The organism is Klebsiella sp. JN_Kp121, assembly GCF_040062145.1.
Lineage (GTDB): Bacteria > Pseudomonadota > Gammaproteobacteria > Enterobacterales > Enterobacteriaceae > Klebsiella > Klebsiella aerogenes.
Genome location: NZ_JBEAHX010000009.1, coordinates 35,442 through 59,019 on the forward strand (window position 1 = coordinate 35,442; position 23,578 = coordinate 59,019).

19 protein-coding genes are annotated in these 23,578 nt (G+C 58.3%); 16 read left to right on the forward strand and 3 right to left on the reverse strand.

Going from position 1 to position 23,578, the window contains the following annotated elements:
• The first annotated feature begins 39 nt into the window (after window positions 1-39).
• From ABLU86_RS14560 to ABLU86_RS14600, 9 genes are read left to right on the forward strand one after another with little or no spacing between them, the layout of a single operon-like run.
• On the forward strand, window positions 40-966 hold the full coding sequence (locus ABLU86_RS14560; RefSeq protein WP_009308624.1) for a VOC family protein: 927 nt from the start codon (window positions 40-42) through the stop codon (window positions 964-966).
• Complete coding sequence (locus tag ABLU86_RS14565) at window positions 963-2,159, forward strand: FAD-dependent oxidoreductase (protein WP_042897765.1); 1,197 nt, start codon at window positions 963-965, stop codon at window positions 2,157-2,159. The genes ABLU86_RS14560 and ABLU86_RS14565 overlap by 4 nt, the downstream gene beginning before the upstream one ends.
• Window positions 2,160-2,185: 26 nt before the next feature.
• On the forward strand, window positions 2,186-3,442 hold the full coding sequence (locus ABLU86_RS14570; protein ID WP_045363629.1) for an MFS transporter: 1,257 nt from the start codon (window positions 2,186-2,188) through the stop codon (window positions 3,440-3,442).
• A 10-nt stretch (window positions 3,443-3,452) separates the two neighbouring features.
• Window positions 3,453-3,983, forward strand: a complete 531-nt coding sequence (locus ABLU86_RS14575) for a cupin domain-containing protein (protein WP_004152888.1) — start codon at window positions 3,453-3,455, stop codon at window positions 3,981-3,983.
• 9 nt (window positions 3,984-3,992) lie between these two features.
• A complete protein-coding gene (locus ABLU86_RS14580) occupies window positions 3,993-4,763 on the forward strand; it encodes an alpha/beta hydrolase (protein WP_015703443.1) in 771 nt (256 codons plus the stop codon).
• Window positions 4,747-5,541: an SDR family oxidoreductase gene (locus tag ABLU86_RS14585; RefSeq protein WP_047064800.1), complete on the forward strand. Its 795-nt coding sequence runs from the start codon at window positions 4,747-4,749 to the stop codon at window positions 5,539-5,541. The genes ABLU86_RS14580 and ABLU86_RS14585 overlap by 17 nt, the downstream gene beginning before the upstream one ends.
• A gap of 9 nt (window positions 5,542-5,550) precedes the next feature.
• Window positions 5,551-6,315, forward strand: a complete 765-nt coding sequence (locus ABLU86_RS14590; RefSeq protein ID WP_015703441.1) for an aspartate dehydrogenase — start codon at window positions 5,551-5,553, stop codon at window positions 6,313-6,315.
• Between the two features lie 15 nt (window positions 6,316-6,330).
• Window positions 6,331-7,800, forward strand: coding sequence for an aldehyde dehydrogenase (locus tag ABLU86_RS14595; RefSeq protein WP_348796210.1), 1,470 nt, complete (start codon window positions 6,331-6,333; stop codon window positions 7,798-7,800).
• Window positions 7,801-7,813: 13 nt separating this feature from the next.
• Entirely contained in the window at window positions 7,814-9,454 is a 1,641-nt protein-coding gene (locus ABLU86_RS14600; protein WP_046883090.1) for a thiamine pyrophosphate-binding protein, read from the forward strand.
• Window positions 9,455-9,590: 136 nt separating this feature from the next.
• Here ABLU86_RS14600 and ABLU86_RS14605 read toward each other — a convergent pair whose 3' ends face one another.
• Both ABLU86_RS14605 and ABLU86_RS14610 read right to left on the reverse strand, forming a co-directional pair.
• On the reverse strand, window positions 9,591-10,859 hold the full coding sequence (locus ABLU86_RS14605; protein ID WP_015703438.1) for an OprD family outer membrane porin: 1,269 nt from the start codon (window positions 10,857-10,859) through the stop codon (window positions 9,591-9,593).
• Window positions 10,860-11,236: 377 nt separating this feature from the next.
• Complete coding sequence (locus tag ABLU86_RS14610; RefSeq protein WP_015703437.1) at window positions 11,237-11,995, reverse strand: M48 family metallopeptidase; 759 nt, start codon at window positions 11,993-11,995, stop codon at window positions 11,237-11,239.
• 279 nt (window positions 11,996-12,274) lie between these two features.
• On the opposite strand from ABLU86_RS14610, the gene tkt reads away from it, so the two are divergent.
• The 4 genes from tkt (at window position 12,275) to fbaA (ending at window position 18,075) form a co-directional block, all read left to right on the forward strand.
• A complete protein-coding gene (gene tkt / locus ABLU86_RS14615) occupies window positions 12,275-14,266 on the forward strand; it encodes a transketolase (RefSeq protein WP_047740326.1) in 1,992 nt (663 codons plus the stop codon).
• Window positions 14,267-14,650: 384 nt separating this feature from the next.
• A complete protein-coding gene (epd, locus tag ABLU86_RS14620; RefSeq protein WP_015369761.1) occupies window positions 14,651-15,670 on the forward strand; it encodes an erythrose-4-phosphate dehydrogenase in 1,020 nt (339 codons plus the stop codon).
• 51 nt (window positions 15,671-15,721) lie between these two features.
• A complete protein-coding gene (gene pgk / locus ABLU86_RS14625; RefSeq protein ID WP_015369762.1) occupies window positions 15,722-16,885 on the forward strand; it encodes a phosphoglycerate kinase in 1,164 nt (387 codons plus the stop codon).
• 110 nt (window positions 16,886-16,995) lie between these two features.
• Window positions 16,996-18,075, forward strand: a complete 1,080-nt coding sequence (gene fbaA / locus ABLU86_RS14630) for a class II fructose-bisphosphate aldolase (RefSeq protein WP_004144748.1) — start codon at window positions 16,996-16,998, stop codon at window positions 18,073-18,075.
• An 86-nt stretch (window positions 18,076-18,161) separates the two neighbouring features.
• On the opposite strand, the gene ABLU86_RS14635 is transcribed toward fbaA, so the two are convergent.
• Window positions 18,162-19,064, reverse strand: a complete 903-nt coding sequence (locus ABLU86_RS14635) for a carbamate kinase (protein WP_063410829.1) — start codon at window positions 19,062-19,064, stop codon at window positions 18,162-18,164.
• Window positions 19,065-19,391: 327 nt separating this feature from the next.
• Here ABLU86_RS14635 and ABLU86_RS14640 point away from each other — a divergent pair, with 327 nt between their 5' ends.
• The 3 genes from ABLU86_RS14640 to ABLU86_RS14650 are packed head-to-tail and all read left to right on the forward strand — an operon-like array spanning window position 19,392 to window position 23,569.
• On the forward strand, window positions 19,392-20,615 hold the full coding sequence (locus ABLU86_RS14640; RefSeq protein ID WP_032706367.1) for an MFS transporter: 1,224 nt from the start codon (window positions 19,392-19,394) through the stop codon (window positions 20,613-20,615).
• Window positions 20,616-20,628: 13 nt separating this feature from the next.
• On the forward strand, window positions 20,629-22,290 hold the full coding sequence (locus ABLU86_RS14645) for an acyl-CoA synthetase FdrA (RefSeq protein WP_015369765.1): 1,662 nt from the start codon (window positions 20,629-20,631) through the stop codon (window positions 22,288-22,290).
• A 16-nt stretch (window positions 22,291-22,306) separates the two neighbouring features.
• Window positions 22,307-23,569: a DUF1116 domain-containing protein gene (locus ABLU86_RS14650; RefSeq protein ID WP_032712504.1), complete on the forward strand. Its 1,263-nt coding sequence runs from the start codon at window positions 22,307-22,309 to the stop codon at window positions 23,567-23,569.
• Window positions 23,570-23,578 lie beyond the last annotated feature (9 nt).

Below are 23,578 nucleotides of genomic sequence, written 5' to 3' on the forward strand. Positions count from 1 at the left end.
CCAAATTCGGGCGACTGAACGGTAAAGAGGCGACGAATAATGAGTATTACCGGAATTGAAAAGCTGGAATTTGGCGTAGACGACCTGAACCACAGCGCCAAATTTATGCGCGATTTTGGCCTGACCGGCGACGCCAGCGGCCGCGCGTTTACCACCCTCAGCGGCGCGCGGGTCGAACTTAACCCGACCGATGCCGCCGACCTGCCGCCAGCCTTTGAGGCGGGCAACACCCTGCGTCGCATGACCTGGGGCGTGGCGGATCGGGCGGCGCTGGATGCGCTGCGCCCGAAGCTGGAACGTCAGCCCGCTTTCCGTGAAATCGACGGCGCGCTGGAGTGCCGCGATCCCAACGGTATGACGCTGCGGGTGCAGGTTAGCCAGCAAACGGCGGTTGAACTGAACGTTGAACCGATCAACCAGTGGGGCGATGTGCGTCGCATCGACACCCCGAGCCCGGTGTACGACCGCGCGCAGCCGATTAACGTCGGCCACGTGGTGTTCTTCGTGGAAGAACTGGCGGCGGTGGAAAGTTTCTATCGCGAAGTACTCGGCTTCCAGGTGTCAGACCGCTACATCAATCGCGCGGTGTTCCTGCGCTGCGGCGTGCGCGGCGGACACCATAACCTCTTCTTATTGCAGTTGCCCAACCGTAAGCGCGGGCTAAACCACGTCGCGTTTACCGTACGGGATATTCATGAAGTGATCGGCGGCGGCATTGCGATGAATAAAAACGCGTGGAGCACGTTTATCGGTCCCGGCCGCCATCCGGTCTCCTCGGCCTACTTCTGGTATGTCAACAGCCCGACCGGCGGCGCTTTTGAGTACTACACCAACGATGACTATCTGACGGAAAACTGGCAGCCGCGCGAGCTGGAGCATTCACTCGTGTCCTTTACCGAATGGGCGGTGGAAGGCGGTATCGATCACGATACCCGTCGCCAGCAGAAAAAACCGGAGGCGGTATGACGGCGCGGATAGTCATTATCGGCGGCGGCCAGGCTGGCGGCTGGGCAGCGAAAACGCTGCGTGATGAAGGGTTTAGCGGCGAGATTTGCGTGGTTGCCGAAGAACAATGGGATTTTTACGAGCGCCCGCCGCTGTCGAAAGCGGCATTGCTGGAGGCCGAACCGGCGCTGCCGCGGTTATTCAGCGCCGAGGCGCAACAGGCGCTGGATCTGCGCTGGTACCGCCCGCTGCGCGCGGAATCGATCGACCGGCAAAATAAAACCCTGGCGCTGAGCAACGGCGAAACGCTGGCGTACGACCAACTGCTGATCGCCACCGGCGGCCGCGCGCGGCTGCCGTCCGAGGCCTGGGCGCAGCATCCGCAGGTCTATACCCTGCGCCACTGGCAGGACGCGCAGCGTCTGAAGCAGCGGCTGGCATCGGCAACGCGGCTGGCGATCGTCGGCGGCGGCTGGATTGGCCTCGAAATCGCCGCCTCGGCGCGCAAAAGCGGCGTAGCCGTGACCCTTTATGAACAGCAGCCGGCGCTGTGCATGCGCTCGGTCAGTATGGAGGTCTCGCAGGCGCTGAATGAGTTGCATCGCGGGCAGGGCGTTGATATTCGCCGCGGCTGCGGCGCGCTGGAGCTGGAAGATGATAACGGCCTGCCGACGCTGCACTGCGATGGCCAGCGGGAAACCTTCGATGCGGTGGTGGTGGGGATCGGCGTCGATCTGAATCTCGAACTGGCGCGCGATGCCGGGCTCACTGTCGAACGCGGGATTGTCGTTGATGCCCAGGGGCGCAGCAGCGATCCGGCGATTTTCGCCGCCGGCGATGTCGCCCAGCACCATCAATACGGCCTGTGCATTCAGTCGTGGGCCTTTGCGCAAAATCAGGCCATCGCGACGGCGAAAGCGATGCTCGATCCGCAGGCCAGCGGCTACGACGAGGCGCCGTGGCTGTGGTCGGATCAATACGATCGCAATATCCAGATCCTGGGGATCCCGCAGGCGGGCAGCCGCACCATCGTGCGTGACGAGCCGCAGGGCGCGCTCTACTTCTCGCTGAATGCCGATGGACGTTTAACGCAACTGGTGGCCTTCAATAATGCACGTACCGTGAAGCTGGCGAAGCGCTGGATGGCGGCGGGGAGGGATCTCTCTGACGTCCCGCTCGCTGACCCGACTTTCTCGCTGATGTCATTGCGATAATTAACGCGAACCCTTAAGGGGGAGAAATGACCACATTAGAGACTAACGCCGCGCCTGCTGAGGCGAGCGGCGAGGGCGTCCGCACGCCTGAAAAGGCGGTTCGTTGGGCCATTCCGCTGTCGCTGCTGGCCTGCGTACTGCTGGCGTTTTTCGACAAAATTAGCATCGCCGCGCTGTTTTCCGATAGCCATTTCCAGCAGGCGATGGGGATCGATTTCGATACCACCCGGCTGGGTATTCTGATGAGCGCCTTTCTGTTGAGCTACGGCTTCTCGTCAGTGTTGTTAAGCGGTCTTGGCGACCGGATTGCGCCGCTGCGCTTGCTAACTGGAATGATGGTGGTGTGGTGCATCCTGATGGTGATCATGGGTTTCACCCACAACTACGCGCTGATGGTGACGCTGCGCATCCTGTTGGGCATTGCTGAAGGGCCGCTGTTCCCGTTGGCGTTCGCCGTGGTGCGCCACACTTTCCCGCAGCGGCTACAGGCCCGCGCCACCATGCTGTGGCTGCTCGGCACGCCGGTTGGCGCGGCGCTGGGTTTCCCGCTGTCAATTTGGCTACTCAATACCTTCGGCTGGCAGAGCACCTTTTTCGTGATGGCGATGCTGACGGTACCGGTGCTGATTTTTGTGCGCATCGGGCTGCGCGGCGTGCAGCTGGAGGCGAAAGTCGGCAGCGATAAAACGTCGCAGGAAGCACGCCGCAACGCGCGTCGCGAGCTCTTCGTGAGTCCGCATTTCTGGATGATCTGCATTTTCAACATCGCCTTTCTCGCCTATCTGTGGGGGATCAATGGCTGGTTGCCGGGCTACCTGATTAAAGGCAAAGGCATTCATCTGGAACACGCCGGCTGGCTGTCGTCGATGCCGTTTATCGCCATGCTGCTGGGCGAAATTATCGGCGCCTGGCTGTCCGACCGCGTCGATAAGCGCGCCGCCGCCTGCTTTATTTCCCTGGCGGGCGCCGGAATCGGGCTGGCGGCGGTGATGCATTTTAGCGCGCCGTTGCCGGTGATCGCGGCGATGAGCTTTAGCACCTTTATGTGGGGCACCGGCGCGCCAAACATTTTCGCGCTGCTGGCTAAAGCGACCCATCCACGGGTCAGCGCCACGGCGGGTGGAATTTTCAACGGGCTGGGAAACTTTGCCGGGGCGCTATCGCCGGCGGTGATGGGCGCGCTTATCGCCTTCACCCATAGCATGGATTCCGGGCTGATTTTTCTGGCGGTGATGGCGGCGGTGGGCTGCGCCCTGTTACTGCCGCTGCTGAGACGTTACTGAGGATAAAACGATGACTGATTCAACCGTAACTGCAAAACAGAGTTTGAAACCTGACCATCTGACGATGGAAGAGTGGGTGGAGTCGCGTATCGCGCGCTTTGAAGGCCGTAAATACGACTGGAATGCGCTGAAATTCCAGGCCGATTTCGATCCGAAATATCGCCGCGCGCAGATGCGCTACATCGGCACCGGCGCCACCGGCGTCGCCAGTGATACCAACACCGTTCCGGCCGAGCACTTCACCTTCTCCACCATGGTGTTGCCGTCCAAATGTGAAGGCCCGCTGCACCTGCATGATGACGTAGAAGAGGTGTTCTTCATGCTCAAAGGGCAGATCACCCTGATGATTCAGGACGGCGACAACTATACCGAAACCGTGCTGCGCGAACGCGATCTGATCTCGGTGCCGCCTGGAATTTACCGCGGTTTGTTTAACCACGGCGAAGAAGAGGCGCTGATGTGCGTGATGCTCGGCACCCATAAGCCGCATATTCCGACCTACCCGGAAGATCATCCGCTGGCAAAAGTAAAACGTAACTAAGGGGCGATGATGACGGGGTTTCGTGAACAAGGAAGCGGTATTCCGCTGACGCTGCTGCACGGCATCAGTTCCGGCGCGGCCTCCTGGCATAAACAGATGACGCTGCCCGGCTACCGCGTGCTTGCCTGGGATATGCCCGGTTATGGCGAGAGCCCGATGCTGGCGGCAACGCCGGCGGTTGCCGGTGATTACGCCGACGCCCTGGCGCGAATGCTGGACCGCGCTGGAGTAGAGCAAACCATACTGGTCGGCCATTCGCTGGGCGCGCTGGTGGCGGCCGCCTTCGCCGCGAAATACCCGCAGAGGGTGCTTTACCTGGTGCTCGCCGACGTCGCGCAGGGCTACGGCCAGGCGGAAGCCGCACAGCGGGAAAAAGTCTGGCAGGGACGTCAACAGCAGATAGCGCTGGGCGGCGAGGCGATGGCGCAGGGGCGGGCGGCAAAACTGCTGCGCCCCGGCGCGCGCGAAGCCGATGTGGCGACGGTGGCGGCAGGTATGCGCAGGCTGCGTAGCGAAGGCTACCTCGCCGCCGCCTGGATGCTGGCGCATGACGACATCCACCGCTGGCTTGCCGACTATCGCGGTCGTCTCTCGGTGTGGTGCGGCGAGCAGGATGCCATTACCCAACCGGAGCTGGTGCAGGGAGTGGCGCTGCGTTACGGCGCCCCTTACATCGCCATCCCGCAGGCTGGACATGCCAGCTATCTCGATAACGAAACCTTTTTTAATCAACTGCTTTTACGCATAGGGGAAGAGGTGCGCGATGAATGCACAAATTGAAGGACGCGTCGCGGTAGTCACCGGCGGCTCGTCAGGGATCGGCTTTGAAACGCTGCGCCTGCTGCTGGGCGAAGGGGCGAAGGTCGCGTTTTGTGGCCGCAACCCGGATCGGCTGGCCAGCGCCCATGCGGCGTTGCAAAACGAATATCCAGCAGGCGAGGTGTTCTCCTGGCGCTGCGACGTACTGAATGAAGCGGAAGTTCAGGCCTTCGCTGACGCGGTCGCCGCGCGTTTCGGCGGCGCCGACATGCTGATTAATAACGCCGGGCAGGGCTATGTCGCCCACTTCGCCGATACGCCGCGCGAGGCCTGGCTGCACGAAGCCGAACTGAAACTGTTCGGCGTGATTAACCCGGTAAAGGCCTTCCAGCCGCAGCTTGAACAGTCGGATATCGCCTCGATTACCTGTGTGAACTCGCTGCTGGCTCTGCAGCCGGAAGAGCACATGATTGCCACCTCTGCTGCCCGCGCCGCGCTGCTCAATATGACGCTGACCCTGTCGAAAGAGCTGGTGGAGAAAGGCATCCGCGTGAATTCCATTCTGCTGGGAATGGTCGAATCCGGGCAGTGGCAGCGCCGTTTCGAAAACCGCAGCGATAAGAGCCAGAGCTGGCCGCAGTGGACCGCTGATATCGCCCGCAAACGCGGGATCCCGATGGCGCGCCTCGGCAAACCGCAGGAACCGGCACAGGCGTTGCTATTCCTCGCTTCGCCGCTGGCCTCCTTTACCACCGGCGCGGCGCTGGACGTTTCCGGCGGTTTCTGCCGCCATCTGTAAGGAAAGATGATGAAAAAGGTCATGTTAATCGGCTATGGCGCGATGGCGCAGGCGGTGATTGAACGCCTGCCGCCGCAGGTGACGTTGGGTTGGATCGTCGCCCGCGAATCGCATCATGCGGCGATCCGCCAGCAGTTCGGCCACACGGTGACGCCGCTTACCGATCCGCTGCAGTGCGAAGAGACGCCGGATCTGGTGCTGGAATGCGCCAGCCAGCAGGCGGTCGCGCAGTACGGCGAAGCGGTGCTGGCGCGCGGCTGGCATCTGGCGGTGATCTCGACCGGCGCGCTGGCGGACAGCGAACTGGAACAGCGTTTACGTCAGGCGGGCGGCAAGTTGACGCTGCTGGCTGGCGCAGTAGCCGGGATTGACGGCCTGGCGGCGGCCAAAGAGGGGGGGCTTGAACGAGTGACCTATCAGTCGCGTAAAAGCCCGGCCAGCTGGCGCGGCAGCTATGCCGAACAGCTTATCGACCTCAGCGCGGTCAATGAAGCGCAAATTTTCTTCGAAGGCAGCGCCCGCGAGGCGGCGCGGCTATTCCCGGCAAATGCCAACGTGGCGGCAACCATCGCGCTGGGCGGTATCGGCCTTGACGCGACCCGAGTACAGCTGATGGTCGATCCGGCGACGCAACGCAACACCCATACGCTACACGCCGAAGGATTGTTCGGCGAGTTTCACCTGGAGCTGAGCGGCCTGCCGCTCGCCAGCAATCCGAAAACATCGACCCTCGCGGCACTGAGCGCGGTACGCGCCTGCCGTGAACTGGCATAACGCAGAGAGGCTGAGATGGACGAATTAGACATTTTTATCGGCGGCCAGTGGCGTCGCGGCGGCGGCAATTTGATGCACAGCCAGTTTCCGGCGGATGGCGCTATTAACGCGGCGCTGTATGCGGCAAGCCTCGATGATTTACAGGAGGCGATCGACTGCGCTGACCGCGCCTGGCGGGAGCCAACGTGGCGGGCGATGCTGCCGCATCAGCGGGCGAAGATCCTGCATAAAGTCGCCGATCTGATTGAAGCACAGCTTGATGCGCTCACCCAAAAGCAGAGCCGCGATAACGGTAAACCGCTGGCGGAAGCGCGAGGGCTGGTGATGAGCGCGGCGGGGACGGCGCGCTATTTTGCCGCCGCCTGCGAACTACTGGAAGGGGAATTGCCGACGCCGCGGCAGACGGATCTATTGACTCTGAGCCGCTATGAGCCGTTGGGCGTGGTGGCGGCGATCACCCCGTGGAACTCGCCGATCGCCAGCGAAATGCAGAAGGTGGCCCCGGCGATCGCCGCCGGAAATGCGGTGATCCTCAAACCGGCGGAAGCCACGCCGCTCATGGCGCTGGAGCTGGCGAAGATCTTTGAGCAGGCCGGTTTACCCGCCGGACTGCTGAGCGTGCTGCCGGGTAAAGGATCGATTATCGGCGATGCGCTGGCCCGCCATCCTAAGGTGCGCAAAATTTCCTTTACCGGCGGCACCACCACCGGACGTCACCTGGCGCACGTGGCGGCGGAAAAGCTGATCCCGGCGTCGCTGGAGCTGGGCGGCAAATCGCCGACCATCGTGCTGGAAGATGCCGATATCGAACAGGCGGTGCGGGGCATCTGCTACGGCATTTTCAGCTCCGGCGGTCAGGCCTGCATTGCCGGCTCGCGGCTGTTTGTCCATGACAAAGTGTATCCGCAATTAATGGCCCGCCTGCTGGAGTTAACCCAAGGGCTGCGGGTTGGTCATCCGTTCAGCGCTGGCACCCACGTCGGGCCGCTGATCAACGATAAACACCGCCAGAGCGTGCTGGAGTACGTCGAGCTGGCGAAACGCGAAGGCGGCAGCGTGCTATGCGGCGGCGAGATCCCGGCGGATCCGGCGCTGGCGGCGGGGAGCTACTTCCTGCCGACCATCATTGAAGGGTTGAACAATCAGGCCCGCGTTTGCCAGGAAGAGATCTTCGGGCCGGTGCTGGTGGCAATGCGTTTTCACGATGAAGCGGCGTTGATCCGCGAGGCCAATGATTCGGTCTTCGGACTGGCGGCGGGGATCTGGACGCGCGATACCGGCCGCGCGCTGCGTCTGAGCGAGCAACTGGAAGCCGGTACGGTGTGGATCAACACCTACAAAGTTTTCTCCATTTCGACCCCGTTTGGGGGCTTTAAAGAGAGCGGTCTGGGCCGCGAAAAAGGGATCCAGGGGCTGAAAGCCTGGATGCAACAAAAGAGCATTTATCTGGCGACGGGTAATAGCGTCAACCACTGGTGCGACTGAGAAAGGGTGAGCAATGAGCGAAATGATAACCGTCGGCGATGCCATCGCCAGAACGCTGGAGCAGTATCACGTTGAAGCCATTTATGGCGTCATTTCTATCCATAACCTGCCGATCGCCGACGCCGTCGGCCAGCGGGAAAAAATCCGCTTTGTTCCGGCGCGCGGTGAAGCGGGCTCGGTGACCATGGCTGACGCCCACGGCCGTTTTTCCGGGCTCGGCGTGGCGCTGACCAGTACCGGCGCGGGCGCGGGTAATGCGGTTGGCGCGCTGGTTGAGGCGATGAACGCCGGTACGCCGCTGCTGCACCTGACCGGACAGGTCGAAAAAGCCTGGCTGGACGCCGACACCGGTTTTATTCATGAAACCCGCGATCAGTTGACCTTCCTTAAAGCCAGTTCGAAGCGCGCTTACCGCATTAGCAACGCCAACCAGGCGGTGGCTATCCTGCATAAGGCGATTCAGGAGGCGCAGACGCCGCCGTGCGGCCCGGTCTCGGTGGAAATTCCCATCGATATTCAGAGCGCCAAAATTCCGCTTTCACTGCTGACCGCGCCGTTGAAACGCGCTCCGGCGGTTGAGCCAGAAGCGTCGCTGGTCGATGCGCTGTGGGCGCAGCTTAAGCAGGCGAAGCAGCCGCTGCTGTGGCTTGGCGGCGGCGCGTTAGAGAGCGGCGAGGCGGTGAAGACGCTGGCGGATGCCGGGGTGACGGTGATTTCCAGTACCCACGGCCGCGGCATTCTGGCGGACAGCCATCGCGCCAGCCTACGCGCGTTTCATAATTCTCCCTCGGTTGAAGCGCTGATTTCACAATGTGATTTCACACTTGTGGCCGGTTCCCGGCTACGCAGTAACGAAACGCGCTCGTGGACGTTGGAACTGCCCACGCCGCGGGTGCAGATTGATATCGACCCGGCGGCGGCCAGCCGTAACTACCTGATGGACAACACGCTGGTGGCGGACTGCCGCGCTTTATTAGACGCGCTGGCGACGCGAGTACAGGGCCGGATGTGGGGCGATGCGCGTTGGGATAGCCAGCTTAAAGCGGCGGTAGAGGCGGCGGAGCAGGGGCTGCGCGACCAGTGCGGCGCTTACGCTAAATTGAATGACGCGATTGCGCAGGCGCTGCCCGATGACGGCATCCTGGTGCGCGATATTACCGTTTCCGGCAGCCTGTGGGGCAGCCGCCTGTTCCGCGCTCACGGCCCGTTGATGAATATCCATTCTCTGGCCGGCGCCATCGGTATGGGGCTACCGATGGCGGTGGGTACCGCGATTGCCAATCCGCAACGGAAAGTGGTCGGCCTGGTCGGCGACGGCGGCCTGAGCCTCAACCTTGGCGAACTGGCGACTCTGGCGCAGGAGAAGGCCAACGTGACGCTGTTGATTATGAACGATGGCGGCTACGGCGTGATGCGCGGTATTCAGGATAAGTACTTTGGCGGCCGCCAGTATTACAACGAGCTGCACACGCCGGACTTTACCCTGTTGGCGCAGGCGATTGGCCTGCAGGCGTGGAGCGTGGAACGCGCTGAGGATTTCCAGGCGGTGATGACCGAGGCGCTGGCGATGCCGGGGCCATCGGTGGTGGAAGTGAAAATGGGCCAGATTGGCGCACTGCGCTTTGCCGGCCCGCCGCAGAAGACGCTGTATTAATGATAACCCAGTGACCCCAACCCTCTCCCTTCCGGGGAGAGGGTACCGCACGGCACAGGGGGTTAATCAAGGCGCCGGACGGTTGCTCCTGCGAGCCGGGAGAGGGCCGGCTCACAGGAGAGGGTTCATGACACGGTTAAAACACGTTAAACGGATATTCGACGTAGAACCGCACTTCATTACCGCTGACGTTATAGTCGCTGGCGTTGCTGGAAACGCGCAGCACCGAATAGCGGAGTCTCAATTTCAAATCTTTCGCCATGCCGTTTTGCACCTGGTACTGCACCTGGTTGAACCATTCGTGTTCTTTGCCGTTGCTGGTCTCGGCGGTTTTAATGTTATCGCCGCGAACGTAGGCGGTGGTCCAGCTCAGGCCCGGTACGCCCAGTCCGGCAAAATCCAGGCCATAGGAGGCCTGCCAGGAGCGTTCATCCTCGCCGTTAAAATCGGACCAGTAGGAGTTAGCCAGCCAGATGGTGTTGCCGCCATCGCCAACGCCGCCCTGATTCTGATACCCGCCGTAGTGGTAGCCGGTGCTGCCGCTGCTTTGCTGGTAAGCGACTTTAAAGGTATGAATATCCCAGATGTAGCTGGCGGCCAGGCTCCAGATGCTGTTGCTGCGCCCGGTGTCATTGGCGTCGGCATATTCTTGATCTAAGCGCGAGTTATAGCCATTGAAGTCAACAATCAGCTGCTGGTCGGCGGCGAACGGCTGCTTGTAGTTCAGGCCGAGATACTGCTTATTCAGCACGTCCTCGACGTGCGAAGCGTAAAGCGCGCCGCTAAGTTGGTCGTTGAATTGATAGCTGGCGCCGCCAAAGGTCAGGCTCTTCAGGCCGCTATTGTGGCTGTCGTCGCTTTTGCGCTGCTGATCGGTGAGATAACCGGCGTTAATTTCCAGACCGTCGATTTCTCTTGAGGTCAGCATGGTACCGGTATAGCTCTCGTACAGCAGCCGCGAGTCATCGGCGTAGACGATGGGCAGCATCGGGCGCTGGCTGCCGTAGCTGAGTACGGTATTCGAGAAGCGCATTTTAGCGGTAGCGCCAAATTTTGCTAAATCGGACTTCGCGCGGCCATCGTCATCCTGGGCGAAAAAGTCGATACCGCCCGCGCCGCTGCGGCCGCGGCCGCCGTCGAGGCGCACGGCGTACTGCGCAATGCCGTCAACGCCGAAGCCGACCGGCCCTTGAGTAAAGCCGGACTCGAAGGTAGCGATGATACCCTGACCCCATTCGGCTTTATCCGGCAAACCATCGCGATAATCGCGTTTGATATAAGCGTTACGTAAAAAGAGATCGAGGTGGCTGTCTTCAATAAAGCCCTGACTGGTAGATTGTTGGCTGGCGAAAGCCGGCGCGGCGGCAATAATGCCAAGTGCGAGTAATGGTAATTCTTTTTTCACTGAGGGCACTTCTCTGTCTGTCGATATATTCAAGGGAATCACTGCCAGTCAGATATTCTCCTGAAATAATGTCGAAAGCAATCATTGTGTGAGCAGTTATTGCAACCGGAAACAGGCTGTATGGCGCATGAGCCGTGCGCCAGGTAGTAAGGGGTGGACTATTTATTATTCGGCTAAAGACGATTCTGGAAGCCAGATAGTGTGCGGCCTTTTTAATTTACCAAATAATATATTTCTGAATCGCCGGGCATAAAATAATTGGCTGTGATGCGCTGTGATAATAATTAACGGTTTGTGCGCTTAAATTATCAATTGATGCGGCTAAATATTTTTACGGGTATATAAAAAAGGGAGGCAATAATGCCTCCCGCTGTCGCTTATTTAATACCGTCGGCCTTCATGCGATCGCGAATATGCTGCGCGCGGGCTTCCGATGCCGGGTGATCGTCAAACATGGAGCTCTGACGGCCGGCTTCCAGCTTGGCCAGTTTTTCGAAGCTGGTGGCCAGCCCCGATGGATTGATGCCGCGTTTACGCAGCAGGTCGTAAGAGTAGTCGTCCGCTTCCGACTCCTGGCGCTGGGAGAACTGCGAGTTCACCAGTTTTTCGCCGAGATCGCCCAGCTGCGACTGCGACAGGCTGCCGACGATGCCGCCAGCGGAGGCCGCCGCCGCGCGCACGGCGTTAGTGCCCAGCGCGACCTGCATGCCTTTCTTCACGTGGCCCAACGCAACGTGGCCCATTTCGTGGCCGATAACCGCTTCCACTTCATTATCGTTCATCAGGTCCATCAGGCCGCTATAAACGCGGATGCAGCCGTTGGCCATCGCGAAGGCGTTGACGTCTTTTGTTTCATAAACCTTATAGTTGACCGGCTGACCGTTGATGTTATCGCCCAGCGCCGCGGCAATCTTGCTCAGGCGTTTGCTGTACTCGCTGCTGGCCGGAGAAATAGTGGCTTTGGCGTCCATCTCTTTACACGCCTGGTCGCTTAAGGTTTTTACCTGTTCGTCGCTAAGAGAGTAGGCCTGGAATGCTTCCGCGCCCGAGCTCAGCAGGGCGTTGGAGTCCATGTTCTGACATCCGGTTAACGTTGCTGCGATCCCGAAGGCAAGAAGGGTTGAGCGAATTTTCATTTTTATCTTCCACAATCTTATGGTTTTTTATCTGAATAATGGGCGACGACGGACCCGCCTCGTCCTGTGCAAAGTATAAATAGTATCTCATGATCCGGGCGAGTGGATTCCGCGGCAGCACAACGTGTTCCAGAGATTTCTTAATGGGCAAAAGGATGCTCCATGTACATGCTTTGTCGCTTGGGTTACATTGTTCACACTTTTTTCCGGCGTAGCCCAAAACGCGCTCTCGTCAAGTCGTTAAGGGCATGGCCTTATAACATCCGAACTGGAGTCAAAATGTCCTCACGTAAAGAGCTTGCCAACGCTATTCGTGCGCTGAGCATGGACGCTGTACAGAAAGCCAAATCCGGCCACCCTGGCGCCCCGATGGGCATGGCTGACATTGCCGAAGTCCTGTGGCGTGATTTCCTGAACCATAACCCGCAGAACCCGTCCTGGGCCGATCGCGACCGCTTCGTGCTGTCCAACGGTCACGGCTCCATGCTGATTTACAGCCTGCTGCACCTCACCGGTTATGATCTGCCGATTGAAGAACTGAAAAACTTCCGTCAGCTGCACTCCAAGACTCCGGGCCACCCGGAAGTCGGCTACACCGCAGGCGTGGAAACCACCACCGGCCCGCTGGGCCAGGGGATCGCTAACGCAGTCGGTATGGCTATCGCGGAAAAAACGCTGGCGGCGCAGTTTAACCGTCCAGGACACGACATCGTTGATCACTTCACCTACGCCTTCATGGGCGACGGCTGCATGATGGAAGGCATTTCTCACGAAGTGTGCTCCCTGGCCGGTACCCTGAAACTGGGTAAACTGGTGGCGTTCTATGATGACAACGGCATCTCCATCGATGGCCACGTTGAAGGCTGGTTCACCGACGATACCGCGAAACGCTTTGAAGCCTACGGCTGGCACGTGGTGCGCGGCGTTGACGGTCACGACGCTGACGCCATCAAACGCGCGGTAGAAGAAGCGCGCGCGGTCACCGACAAACCGTCCCTGCTGATGTGCAAAACCATCATCGGCTTCGGTTCGCCGAACAAAGCAGGCACCCATGATTCCCACGGCGCGCCGCTGGGCGACGCGGAAATCGCGCTGACCCGCGAAGCGCTGGGCTGGAAATACGCTCCGTTTGAAATCCCGTCTGACATCTATGCGCAGTGGGATGCGAAAGAAGCTGGCCAGGCGAAAGAAGCCGCGTGGAACGACAAGTTTGCCGCCTACGCCAAAGCCTTCCCGCAGGAAGCCGCCGAATTCACCCGCCGTATGAAAGGCGAAATGCCGTCTGACTTCGACGCCAAAGCTAACGAGTTCATCGCTAAGCTGCAGGCGAATCCGGCGAAGATCGCCAGCCGCAAAGCATCGCAGAACGCCATTGAAGCGTTTGGCCCGCTGCTGCCGGAATTCCTCGGCGGTTCTGCCGACCTGGCGCCGTCCAACCTGACCCTGTGGTCCGGCTCTAAGCCGATCAACGAAGACACCGCCGGTAACTACATCCATTACGGCGTACGTGAATTCGGTATGACCGCAATTGCCAACGGTATCTCGCTGCACGGCGGTTTCCTGCCGTACACCTCTACCTTCCTGATGTTCGTGGAATATGCGCGTAACGCGGTACGCATGGCGGCGCTGATGAAACAGCGTCAGGTGATGGTCTACACCCACGACTCCATCGGTCTGGGCGAAGATGGCCCGACTCACCAGCCGGTAGAGCAGGTGGCTTCCCTGCGCGTCACGCCGAACATGTCCACCTGGCGTCCGTGTGACCAGGTTGAATCCGCGATTGCGTGGAAATATGGCGTAGAGCGTCAGGACGGCCCGACCGCGCTGATCCTCTCCCGTCAGAATCTGGCGCAGCAGGAGCGTACCGCAGAGCAACTGGCAAACGTGGCCCGCGGCGGTTATGTGCTGAAAGATTGCGCCGGCCAGCCGGAACTGATCTTCATCGCCACCGGTTCAGAAGTGGAGCTGGCGGTTGCAGCGTGGGACAAACTGACCGCTGAAGGCGTGAAGGCGCGCGTGGTCTCCATGCCGTCCACCGATGCGTTCGACAAGCAGGATGCGGCCTATCGTGAATCCGTACTGCCGAAAGCCGTTTCTGCCCGCGTAGCGGTTGAAGCCGGTATCGCGGACTACTGGTTCAAATACGTTGGCCTGAACGGCGCCATCGTTGGCATGACCACCTTCGGTGAGTCTGCGCCGGCAGAGCAGCTGTTTGAAGAGTTCGGCTTCACCGTTGACAACGTTGTCGCCAAAGCGAAAGCACTGCTGTAATCGCTGGTACGGTGCGGGCATCAGCCCGCACCTCAACCCTCTCCTGTGGGAGAGGGTGCGAACACCAAAAACGGTAACCCCTGGGTTACCGTTTTGCTTTTATCTCGCCACCTGGCTTTTTGTAGGCGCTATTCCTCGAACATGTAACTATCCTGTAAATTATTCCAAAGAAAATGTGACGCAAGTCATATAGCTGGTTTATTGCTCTGGACAAACATTCCTTTTATTCCGACTTTGGCTTATTCTAGCTGAAGCGTTTCAGTCGTATAAATGTTCGACAATTAATCAATCAGTCGCAGTTTGCGACAGGTAAGGTTCCCCTAAAGGCGTTGCTGGATTACTCTGTCAGCCACCTCAAATCAGGGATAACCTTGCAGGAGACCTATGACCATACGCATCGCGATTAATGGCTTCGGTCGCATAGGACGCAACGTGGTTCGCGCTTTGTATGAATCCGGGCGTCGTGCGGAAATCACCGTGGTGGCGATCAATGAACTGGCGGATGCCGCAGGCATCGCGCATTTATTGAAGTACGACACCAGCCATGGCCGTTTTTCCTGGGATGTTCGCCAGGAGCGGGAACAGCTGTATGTCGGCGATGACGTCATTCGTCTACTGCATGAGCCTTCTATCGCCGCGCTGCCCTGGCAGGAGCTGGCGGTGGATGTGGTGCTGGACTGTACCGGCGTATACGGTAGCCGTGAACATGGCGAAGCCCATCTTCAGGCTGGCGCGAAGAAAGTGCTCTTTTCACATCCTGGCGGCAACGATCTCGACGCAACGGTAGTCTTCGGCGTCAACCATGATGAACTGCGCGCGGAGCACCGCATTGTCTCCAACGCCTCCTGCACTACCAACTGCATTATTCCGGTCATTAAACTGCTAGATGATGCCTACGGCATTGAGTCAGGAACGGTCACGACAATCCACTCCGCGATGCACGACCAGCAGGTGATCGATGCCTATCACCCGGATCTGCGGCGCACCCGTGCGGCCAGCCAGTCAATTATTCCGGTTGATACTAAACTTGCGGCGGGGATCACCCGTATTTTCCCGCAGTTTAACGACCGTTTTGAGGCGATCGCGGTACGTGTACCGACGATTAACGTCACCGCAATTGACCTGAGCGTGACGGTGAAAAAACCGGTAAAGGCCTGTGAAGTCAACCAGTTGCTGCAAAAAGCAGCACAGGGAGCATTTCATGGTATAGTTGACTATACGGAATTACCGTTGGTCTCGACAGATTTTAACCACGACCCGCACAGCGCCATCGTCGATGGTACGCAAACCAGGGTCAGTGGCGCGCATCTGATCAAAACGTTGGTCTGGTGCGATAACGAATGGGGCTTTGCTAACCGAATGCTCGACACGACGTTAGCGATGGCCGCGCAAGGTTTCAGGTAAGGCGCTGTGGCGCTTGCAAAACTTTATCAAGAATCAACGAGAGGATTCACCATGTCTGTAATTAAGATGACCGATTTGGATCTGGCTGGTAAACGCGTTTTCATCCGTGCTGATCTGAACGTACCGGTTAAAGATGGCAAAGTGACCAGCGACGCGCGTATCCGCGCCTCCCTGCCGACCATCGAACTGGCGCTGAAACAGGGTGCTAAAGTAATGGTTACTTCTCACCTGGGTCGTCCGACCGAAGGCGAGTACAACGAAGAATTCTCTCTGTTGCCGGTTGTTAATTACCTGAAAGACAAACTGTCTAACCCGGTTCGTCTGGTTAAAGATTACCTGGATGGCGTTGACGTTGCTGCCGGTGAACTGGTGGTTCTGGAAAACGTTCGCTTCAACAAAGGCGAGAAAAAAGACGACGAAGAACTGTCTAAGAAATACGCTGCGCTGTGTGACGTATTCGTCATGGACGCTTTCGGTACCGCGCACCGCGCGCAGGCTTCCACCCACGGTATCGGTAAATTCGCCGATGTCGCTTGTGCAGGCCCGCTGCTGGCCGCTGAACTCGACGCGCTGGGTAAAGCGCTGAAAGAGCCGGCTCGTCCGATGGTTGCTATCGTTGGCGGTTCTAAAGTTTCCACCAAACTGACCGTTCTCGACTCTCTGTCCAAAATCGCTGACCAGCTGATCGTAGGCGGCGGTATCGCTAACACCTTCGTTGCCGCTCAAGGCCACAACGTCGGTAAATCCCTGTACGAAGCGGACCTGGTTGACGAAGCTAAGCGCCTGCTGAGCACCTGCGATATCCCGGTTCCGACTGACGTTCGCGTCGCTACCGAGTTCTCTGAAACCGCCACTGCGACCCTGAAATCCGTTAACGACATCAAAGATGACGAGCAGATTCTGGACCTCGGCGACGTTTCCGCACAGAAACTGGCTGAAATCCTGAAAAACGCCAAAACCATTCTGTGGAATGGCCCGGTTGGCGTATTCGAATTCCCGAACTTCCGTAAAGGTACTGAAATCGTCGCTAATGCTATCGCAGACAGCGAAGGTTTCTCTATCGCAGGCGGCGGTGACACCCTGGCGGCGATCGACCTGTTCGGCATCGCTGACAAAATCTCCTACATCTCCACTGGCGGCGGCGCATTCCTCGAATTCGTGGAAGGCAAAGTTCTGCCGGCAGTAGCAATGCTCGAAGAGCGCGCTAAGCAGTAATTTAGTTCAGGCGGGGAAACCCGCCTGTTTTTCAGCGCGCTAACGTACAATTTTGTACAGCTCGCGAACCTTCTTCAACGGTCGAAGATACAGATACAGGACTAAGTAACATGTCTAAAATTTTTGATTTCGTAAAACCGGGCGTCATCACTGGCGACGACGTTCAGAAAGTGTTCCAGGTAGCTAAAGAAAACAACTTTGCTCTGCCAGCGGTAAACTGCGTGGGTACTGATTCCATCAACGCCGTTCTGGAAGCTGCTGCGAAAGTTCGTTCTCCGGTTATCGTACAGTTCTCTAACGGCGGCGCTGCGTTCATCGCGGGCAAAGGCGTGAAAACTGACGTTCCGCAGGGCGCTGCTATCCTCGGCGCTATCTCTGGCGCGCATCACGTTCACCAGATGGCTGAACACTACGGTGTGCCGGTTATCCTGCACACTGACCACTGCGCGAAGAAACTGCTGCCGTGGATCGACGGTCTGCTGGACGCGGGTGAAAAACACTTCGCTGCCACTGGTAAACCGCTGTTCTCTTCCCACATGATCGACCTGTCCGAAGAATCCCTGCACGAAAACATCGAGATCTGCTCTAAGTACCTGGCTCGCATGGCTAAAATGGGCATGACTCTGGAAATCGAACTGGGCTGCACCGGCGGTGAAGAAGACGGCGTGGACAACAGCCACATGGACGCTTCCGCACTGTACACCCAGCCGGAAGACGTTGATTACGCGTACACCGAGCTGAGCAAAATCAGCCCGCGCTTCACCATCGCCGCTTCCTTCGGTAACGTACACGGCGTTTACAAGCCGGGTAACGTGGTTCTGACTCCGACTATCCTGCGCGACTCTCAGGAATATGTTTCTAAGAAACACAACCTGCCGCACAACAGCCTGAACTTCGTCTTCCACGGCGGTTCCGGTTCTTCCGCTCAGGAAATCAAAGACTCCGTCAGCTACGGCGTTGTGAAAATGAACATCGATACCGACACCCAATGGGCGACCTGGGACGGTATCCTGCAGTACTACAAAGCGAACGAAGCTTACCTGCAGGGCCAGCTGGGCAACCCGAAAGGCGAAGACCAGCCGAACAAGAAATACTACGATCCGCGCGTATGGCTGCGTGCCGCTCAGACCTCTATGGTGACCCGTCTGGAGCAGGCATTCAAAGAGCTGAACGCGATCGACGTTCTGTAATTTAGCTTGCTGCGAGGTAATGAAGGGAAACGGCGTTTCCTTTTATTACCGGCATAAAAAAGGCTTCCTGCGGGAAGCCATTTTTTTTAGCGGCTTACACAGGTCCCTTTCTCCCCGGCTAATATCTGTGGCGCATCCTTTAACGCGCCGATAAAGGCGTTATTTCCGGTCTGTTTGACAAACTGAATGACCGCTTCCGCCTTCGGCCCCATTGCGCCGTCCGGCGCGGCAAATGGCGCGAGCGTCGCAATGGTGGCGTGATGCAACGGGCGAGCCTGCGGCGTCCCCCAGTCAACATAGACCGCATCGGCATCCGTCAGAATCAGCAGGTGGTCGGCATGAATGGCGCTGGCAAGCGCCGCCGCCGTCAGATCTTTATCGATAACCGCTTCGACTCCCCGGTAACCGTGCGTATCGGCAACCACCGGGATCCCGCCTCCGCCGCAGCAAATCACCAGATGACCGGCATCCATCAGCGTCTGAATGGCCGCGCTATCAACAATATTTAGCGGCTTGGGGGAAGGGACCACCCGACGGATATAGTCGCCATCCGCTTTCATCTGCCAACCATAGCGTTTTTCCAGCTCCGCCTGCTGCTGCGGCGGATAAACCGGGCCAATATATTTCCCCGGCGCCGCGAAAGCGTCATCATTTGCCGCCACCTCTACGCGCGTCATCAGGGTGCTGACCGGCGCACCGGCGTACTGCATCAGTTCCTGAGCGATAGCGAAGCCTATCATCCCCTGACTTTCCGCGACCAGAATATCCAGCGGCCAGGCGGGAGATTCCTGATAGGCGGCGTTTTGCAGCGCCAGCAATCCGACCTGCGGGCCATTGCCGTGTACGATCACCAGTTGGTAATCGCGGGCTAATTCCGCCGCCATCCGGGCAAAAAGTTGAATGCTGCGCTGCTGATTTTCCGCGCTGAGCACTTCTCCGCGCTGCAGCAGTGCATTACCACCCAGCGCAATAACGATTTTCTTTTTCATGATGACCTCATTGAATTATAGAAGTGCGCTAAAAATATCGTTTTAGCGGCCAGGTAATGTGATGAGGTCGCCACTTTATCGAGAGTAAAAAATATCTCGCTAATAAATATTATATTCGCTGGTTTTATTTAAATGTTTTTAAAGATGATTATTAGATTTTTTTTAATAATTTCGTCAGCAGTCTTTAGGAATTTAAAACAATGGATTTTGTGTGACTTTGTTCAAATGAAATACATGGTTACCCCGATATGGTTAGCGGAGTTAAAACATCCATCCTTCACCCATCCTCTGGGATGGCCTGAGGTGAATATTGTCGGGAGATAGCTTATGTCAGGAACGTATGAGGTAACCGAGGTGACCAAAAGAAAAGGAATACCCGCCTGGTGGGTCACGGTATTTCTTTTCTGGTTAGGTTGGGTATTTATGTATGCCGATCGCACGGTATTAAATCCGGTGATGGGTGAGCTGGAAAAAGAATTTGGTTTAAGCGGTACGCAATTAGGAGTGCTCAACTCCGTATTTTATTTTTCTTATGCATTGCTGCAGGTGCCGGCGGGGATCCTCGGGGACAAAATCGGTAAGAAAAAAGTGCTGGTGCCTGGGTTTATTCTATTTGGCGTTTTTACCGCGGTCACCGGTTGGGTAAAAAGCTGGTATATGCTGCTGTTTGCCCGCGTGGTCACCGGCGCAGGCGAGGGGACATATTATGGCCCGCAGTACGGCTTGTCTTCCGAGCAGATCCCGAAAAAGTTCCGCTCGCTGGGTAGCGCGATTATCAATAGCGGAATGGCCTTTGGCATCGCGTTGGGTCTGATGACCTCCAGTTGGCTGGTTTATGACCAGGGTTACTCCTGGCGGATGCCGTTTTATGCCATGGCGATACCTTCGGTGCTGGTAGGGGTTGCTATCTGGCTCTTTGTGAAAGAGAAAAAACGCACCGCCGACGCCGAGGGCAAGCCGGTACAAAAAGGCAAATTTAGCGATCTGTTGAAGAATCGTAATTTAATTCTGACCTATATCATGGTGTTCTGCAGCCTGTTTGGTTTCTTCGTTATTCTGACCTGGCTTCCTTATTATCTGCAAAACGAGCGCGGTATTGCCGGTAGCGAAACTGGGTTTATTTCGTCGCTGGTCGCGTGGATCTCTATTCCCGGCGCGCTGTTGTTCTCGGGGCTGTCGGATAAATTAGGCCGCCGCAAACCGTTAATTTTATTCCTCGTGCCGGTGGCGATTGCCAGCATGCTTTCCATTATTTGGATGCCGAGTATGACCGGCGTCATCGTGGCGCTGTGCGTGTACGGCCTGGTTGGCAAACTGGCGCTGGATCCGGTGCTGGTGGCGCTGGTCGCCGATAGCGTCGATGAGACCAATTACAGTACCGCGTTTGGTTTATTTAATTTTATTGGGATGAGCTCATCGATTCTGGCGCCAATTATTGCAGGGGCGGCGCGTGATATTACCGGCAGTCTGGCTTCGAGTTTTTATGTTTCCGCGGCGCTGCTGGTCATTGGTCTGGTCGCCATGCTGTTTTTAAAAGAAAAACGCACATAAAGAGGTAGCGGTAATGATTTACGCTTTTATTAAAAAGGGAAGCTTTCAGGATTCCGTAAGCCTGATGATTATCTCCCGAAAATTAAGTGAACGCCCGGAAGTGGATCAGGTTTCGGTCATGATGGGTACCCCGGCGAATAAATCGATGCTGGAGTCGACCGGATTCTGGCACCCGGATTTCGCCGAGGCGACGCCCAACGATATTTGTGTCGCAGTCCGCACGCAGGAAGCGCAGCCGGAAATTCTCGATTTAATCCGTGAACAATTAGAGAAAGAGCTGAGCGCTATCGCTAATGCATCGGGCAGTTCAACGCAGCTGGTCAAGGCGCGGCGCTGGGAGAGCGCCTGCCAGAAATTACCGGACGCGAATCTGTTGCTGGTTTCGGTGGCAGGCGAGTACGCCGCCGGGGTGGCGAAAGAGGGATTGTTAGCCAATAAGAGCGTGATGCTGTTTTCCGATAACGTCCCGCTGGAGCAAGAAGTTGAACTGAAAACGCTGGCTCGCGAGAAGGGGCTCATTGTAATGGGGCCGGACTGCGGGACGGCGATGATCGCTGGTAGTCCACTGGCTTTCGCTAACGTTTTGCCGCAGGGCGGAATTGGCGTCATCGGCGCATCGGGGACCGGCATCCAGGAAATCACCTCGCAGGTGGCGCTGCATCAACAGGGAATTAGCCACGCCATCGGCCTTGGCGGGCGCGATCTCAGCGCCGAAGTCGGCGGTATCAGCGCCCTGACCGCGCTGGAGATGCTGGCGGCCGATAGCGCGACGCAGGTTATCGCTTTTGTCTCTAAACCGCCTTCGCCCCAGGTGCGTGCCCGCATCATTGCCGCCATGCAAAAACAGAATAAACCGGTGGTGGCGCTGTTCCTCGGCAGCCGTGCCGAGCAGCGCCGCGAGGGCAACGTCTGGCTGGCGAACTCGCTGGCGGACGCCGCGCAACTGGCGGTACTGCTGATGCGGGTCGCGCAACAGCGGCAGAGCCAGCCGCAGGTTGCAGGCAAGGGGATTTATGGCTTGTACGCTGGCGGTACCCTTGCCGCCGAGGCCGCGATGCTGCTTTCCGCCCATCTGGGAGTGCCGGTCAGCGACAGCCACGCCGACGGTGTGATGCTGGAAGCCGGCGGGCATCGCATTGTCGACCTTGGCGACGATAGCTACACCCTCGGCAGACCGCACCCGATGATCGACCCCACCACCCGCAGCATTGAAATTGAGAAGCTGGCGGCGATGCCGGAAGTTGGCGTGCTGTTGCTGGATGTGGTGCTGGGCTATGGCGCCTGCGCCGATCCCGCCGGGGCAGTGGTTGAGGCCATCGAGCAGGTTCGCCGTAAACGTGTCGCGCCGTTGGTAGTTATCGCCACCATGACCGGTACCGATGCCGACCCGCAGGGCCGTAGCGAGCAGATAGCCATCCTGGGCAATGCCGGGGTCGCGGTGGTCGAAACCCTCGAAGAGGCGACGCTACTGGCGGTTAGCCTGACGCAGCATCAGCCGCAGAGCGAATCGACAGCGCATAACCCGCTGCTCGACGGCGTGCAGGTCATTAATGCCGGGTTGCGCAGCTTCGCGCTGGATCTACAAAGCAGCGGTACGCCGGTAGTGCATTATCAGTGGGCGCCCGTTGCCGGCGGTAACGCTCGTCTTGCCAGTTTACTCAAGCAGTTACATTAAGTTCAGAGGTATGGATATGTACTCATCAATTGCACAGGCTAACGAAGCCATTATCGAACGAATTAAAGCCGCGCGCCCGCATTGGGTTGCCGTCCGCCCTGCGAAAGAGGCGGTGGCTGAATTATCTTCTGGACGTAAATTACTGCACGCCGGGCCGCCAATCGCCTGGCAAGAGATGACCGGGCCGATGCGCGGAGCCTGTATCGGCGCTTCGTTGTTTGAAGGCTGGGCGACGAGCGAAGAAGAAGCCGTGCGGATGCTGGAGCAGGGAGAGGTGGAATTCATCCCTTGTCATCACGTGGGCGCGGTGGGGCCGATGGGCGGGATCACCTCGGCGAACATGCCGGTGCTGGTGGTGCGCGATATGGTTCATGGCAACCAATCCTGCTGCAACCTGAACGAAGGGATCGGCAAAGTGATGCGCTTCGGCGCTTACGGCGAGGATGTGCAAACGCGTCTGCGCTGGATGCGCGACACGCTCGCGCCGGTGCTGCAGGAGGCGCTGTCGCGGATGGAAAACGGCGTTGACCTGACGGCGATGATGGCGCAGGCGATTACCATGGGCGATGAGTTTCACCAGCGTAATATCGCCGCCTCGTCGCTGCTGCTGCGCACGCTATCGCCGGTCATTGCCGGCCTGGATCGGCCGAATGCGGAAATTGTCGCCGTGCTGCAGTTCCTCAGCGTCACCGATCAGTTCTTCCTCAACCTGGCGATGGCTTACAGCAAAGCGGTGATGGATGCGGCGGCGGAAATCAAAGCCGGCTCGGTGGTGACCGCCATGACCCGCAATGGCCGCGAGTTCGGCATTCGCGTTAGCGGTACCGGCGATCGCTGGTTTACCGCACCGGTGAATACGCCGCAGGGGCTGTTCTTCACCGGCTACAGCCAGGCGGATGCTAACCCGGATATCGGCGATAGCGCGATTACCGAAACGCTGGGGATCGGCGGCGCGGCGATGATTGCCGCCCCGGGCGTGACGCGGTTCGTCGGCGCTGGCGGAATGGGCGCGGCGCTGGAAACATCTGAAGAAATGTCTGAAATCTATCTTGCCAACAACCCGCTGTTCCAGATCCCATCATGGGATTTCAAAGGCGCCTGTCTGGGGCTGGATGTTCGTCGGGTCGTAGAAACCGGCATCACGCCGCTTATCAATACCGGTATTGCCCACCGCGAAGCAGGGATAGGTCAGGTGGGGGCGGGAACCGTTCGCGCGCCGCTGCTGTGCTTTGAAAAGGCGCTGGAAGCGTTAGCGGAACTGCACCACATCACTGCCTGAGTCGAGAAA

Coding starts and splice junctions, on each gene's coding strand:
- ABLU86_RS14650 (WP_032712504.1), top strand. CDS start 22,307: ATGTACTCATCAATTGCACAGGCTAACGAAGCCATTATCGAACGAATT.
- tkt (WP_047740326.1), top strand. CDS start 12,275: ATGTCCTCACGTAAAGAGCTTGCCAACGCTATTCGTGCGCTGAGCATG.
- ABLU86_RS14580 (WP_015703443.1), top strand. CDS start 3,993: ATGACGGGGTTTCGTGAACAAGGAAGCGGTATTCCGCTGACGCTGCTG.
- ABLU86_RS14600 (WP_046883090.1), top strand. CDS start 7,814: ATGAGCGAAATGATAACCGTCGGCGATGCCATCGCCAGAACGCTGGAG.
- ABLU86_RS14590 (WP_015703441.1), top strand. CDS start 5,551: ATGAAAAAGGTCATGTTAATCGGCTATGGCGCGATGGCGCAGGCGGTG.
- ABLU86_RS14570 (WP_045363629.1), top strand. CDS start 2,186: ATGACCACATTAGAGACTAACGCCGCGCCTGCTGAGGCGAGCGGCGAG.
- ABLU86_RS14645 (WP_015369765.1), top strand. CDS start 20,629: ATGATTTACGCTTTTATTAAAAAGGGAAGCTTTCAGGATTCCGTAAGC.
- ABLU86_RS14560 (WP_009308624.1), top strand. CDS start 40: ATGAGTATTACCGGAATTGAAAAGCTGGAATTTGGCGTAGACGACCTG.
- ABLU86_RS14640 (WP_032706367.1), top strand. CDS start 19,392: ATGTCAGGAACGTATGAGGTAACCGAGGTGACCAAAAGAAAAGGAATA.
- epd (WP_015369761.1), top strand. CDS start 14,651: ATGACCATACGCATCGCGATTAATGGCTTCGGTCGCATAGGACGCAAC.
- ABLU86_RS14635 (WP_063410829.1), bottom strand. CDS start 19,064: ATGAAAAAGAAAATCGTTATTGCGCTGGGTGGTAATGCACTGCTGCAG.
- pgk (WP_015369762.1), top strand. CDS start 15,722: ATGTCTGTAATTAAGATGACCGATTTGGATCTGGCTGGTAAACGCGTT.
- ABLU86_RS14565 (WP_042897765.1), top strand. CDS start 963: ATGACGGCGCGGATAGTCATTATCGGCGGCGGCCAGGCTGGCGGCTGG.
- fbaA (WP_004144748.1), top strand. CDS start 16,996: ATGTCTAAAATTTTTGATTTCGTAAAACCGGGCGTCATCACTGGCGAC.
- ABLU86_RS14610 (WP_015703437.1), bottom strand. CDS start 11,995: ATGAAAATTCGCTCAACCCTTCTTGCCTTCGGGATCGCAGCAACGTTA.
- ABLU86_RS14575 (WP_004152888.1), top strand. CDS start 3,453: ATGACTGATTCAACCGTAACTGCAAAACAGAGTTTGAAACCTGACCAT.
- ABLU86_RS14595 (WP_348796210.1), top strand. CDS start 6,331: ATGGACGAATTAGACATTTTTATCGGCGGCCAGTGGCGTCGCGGCGGC.
- ABLU86_RS14585 (WP_047064800.1), top strand. CDS start 4,747: ATGAATGCACAAATTGAAGGACGCGTCGCGGTAGTCACCGGCGGCTCG.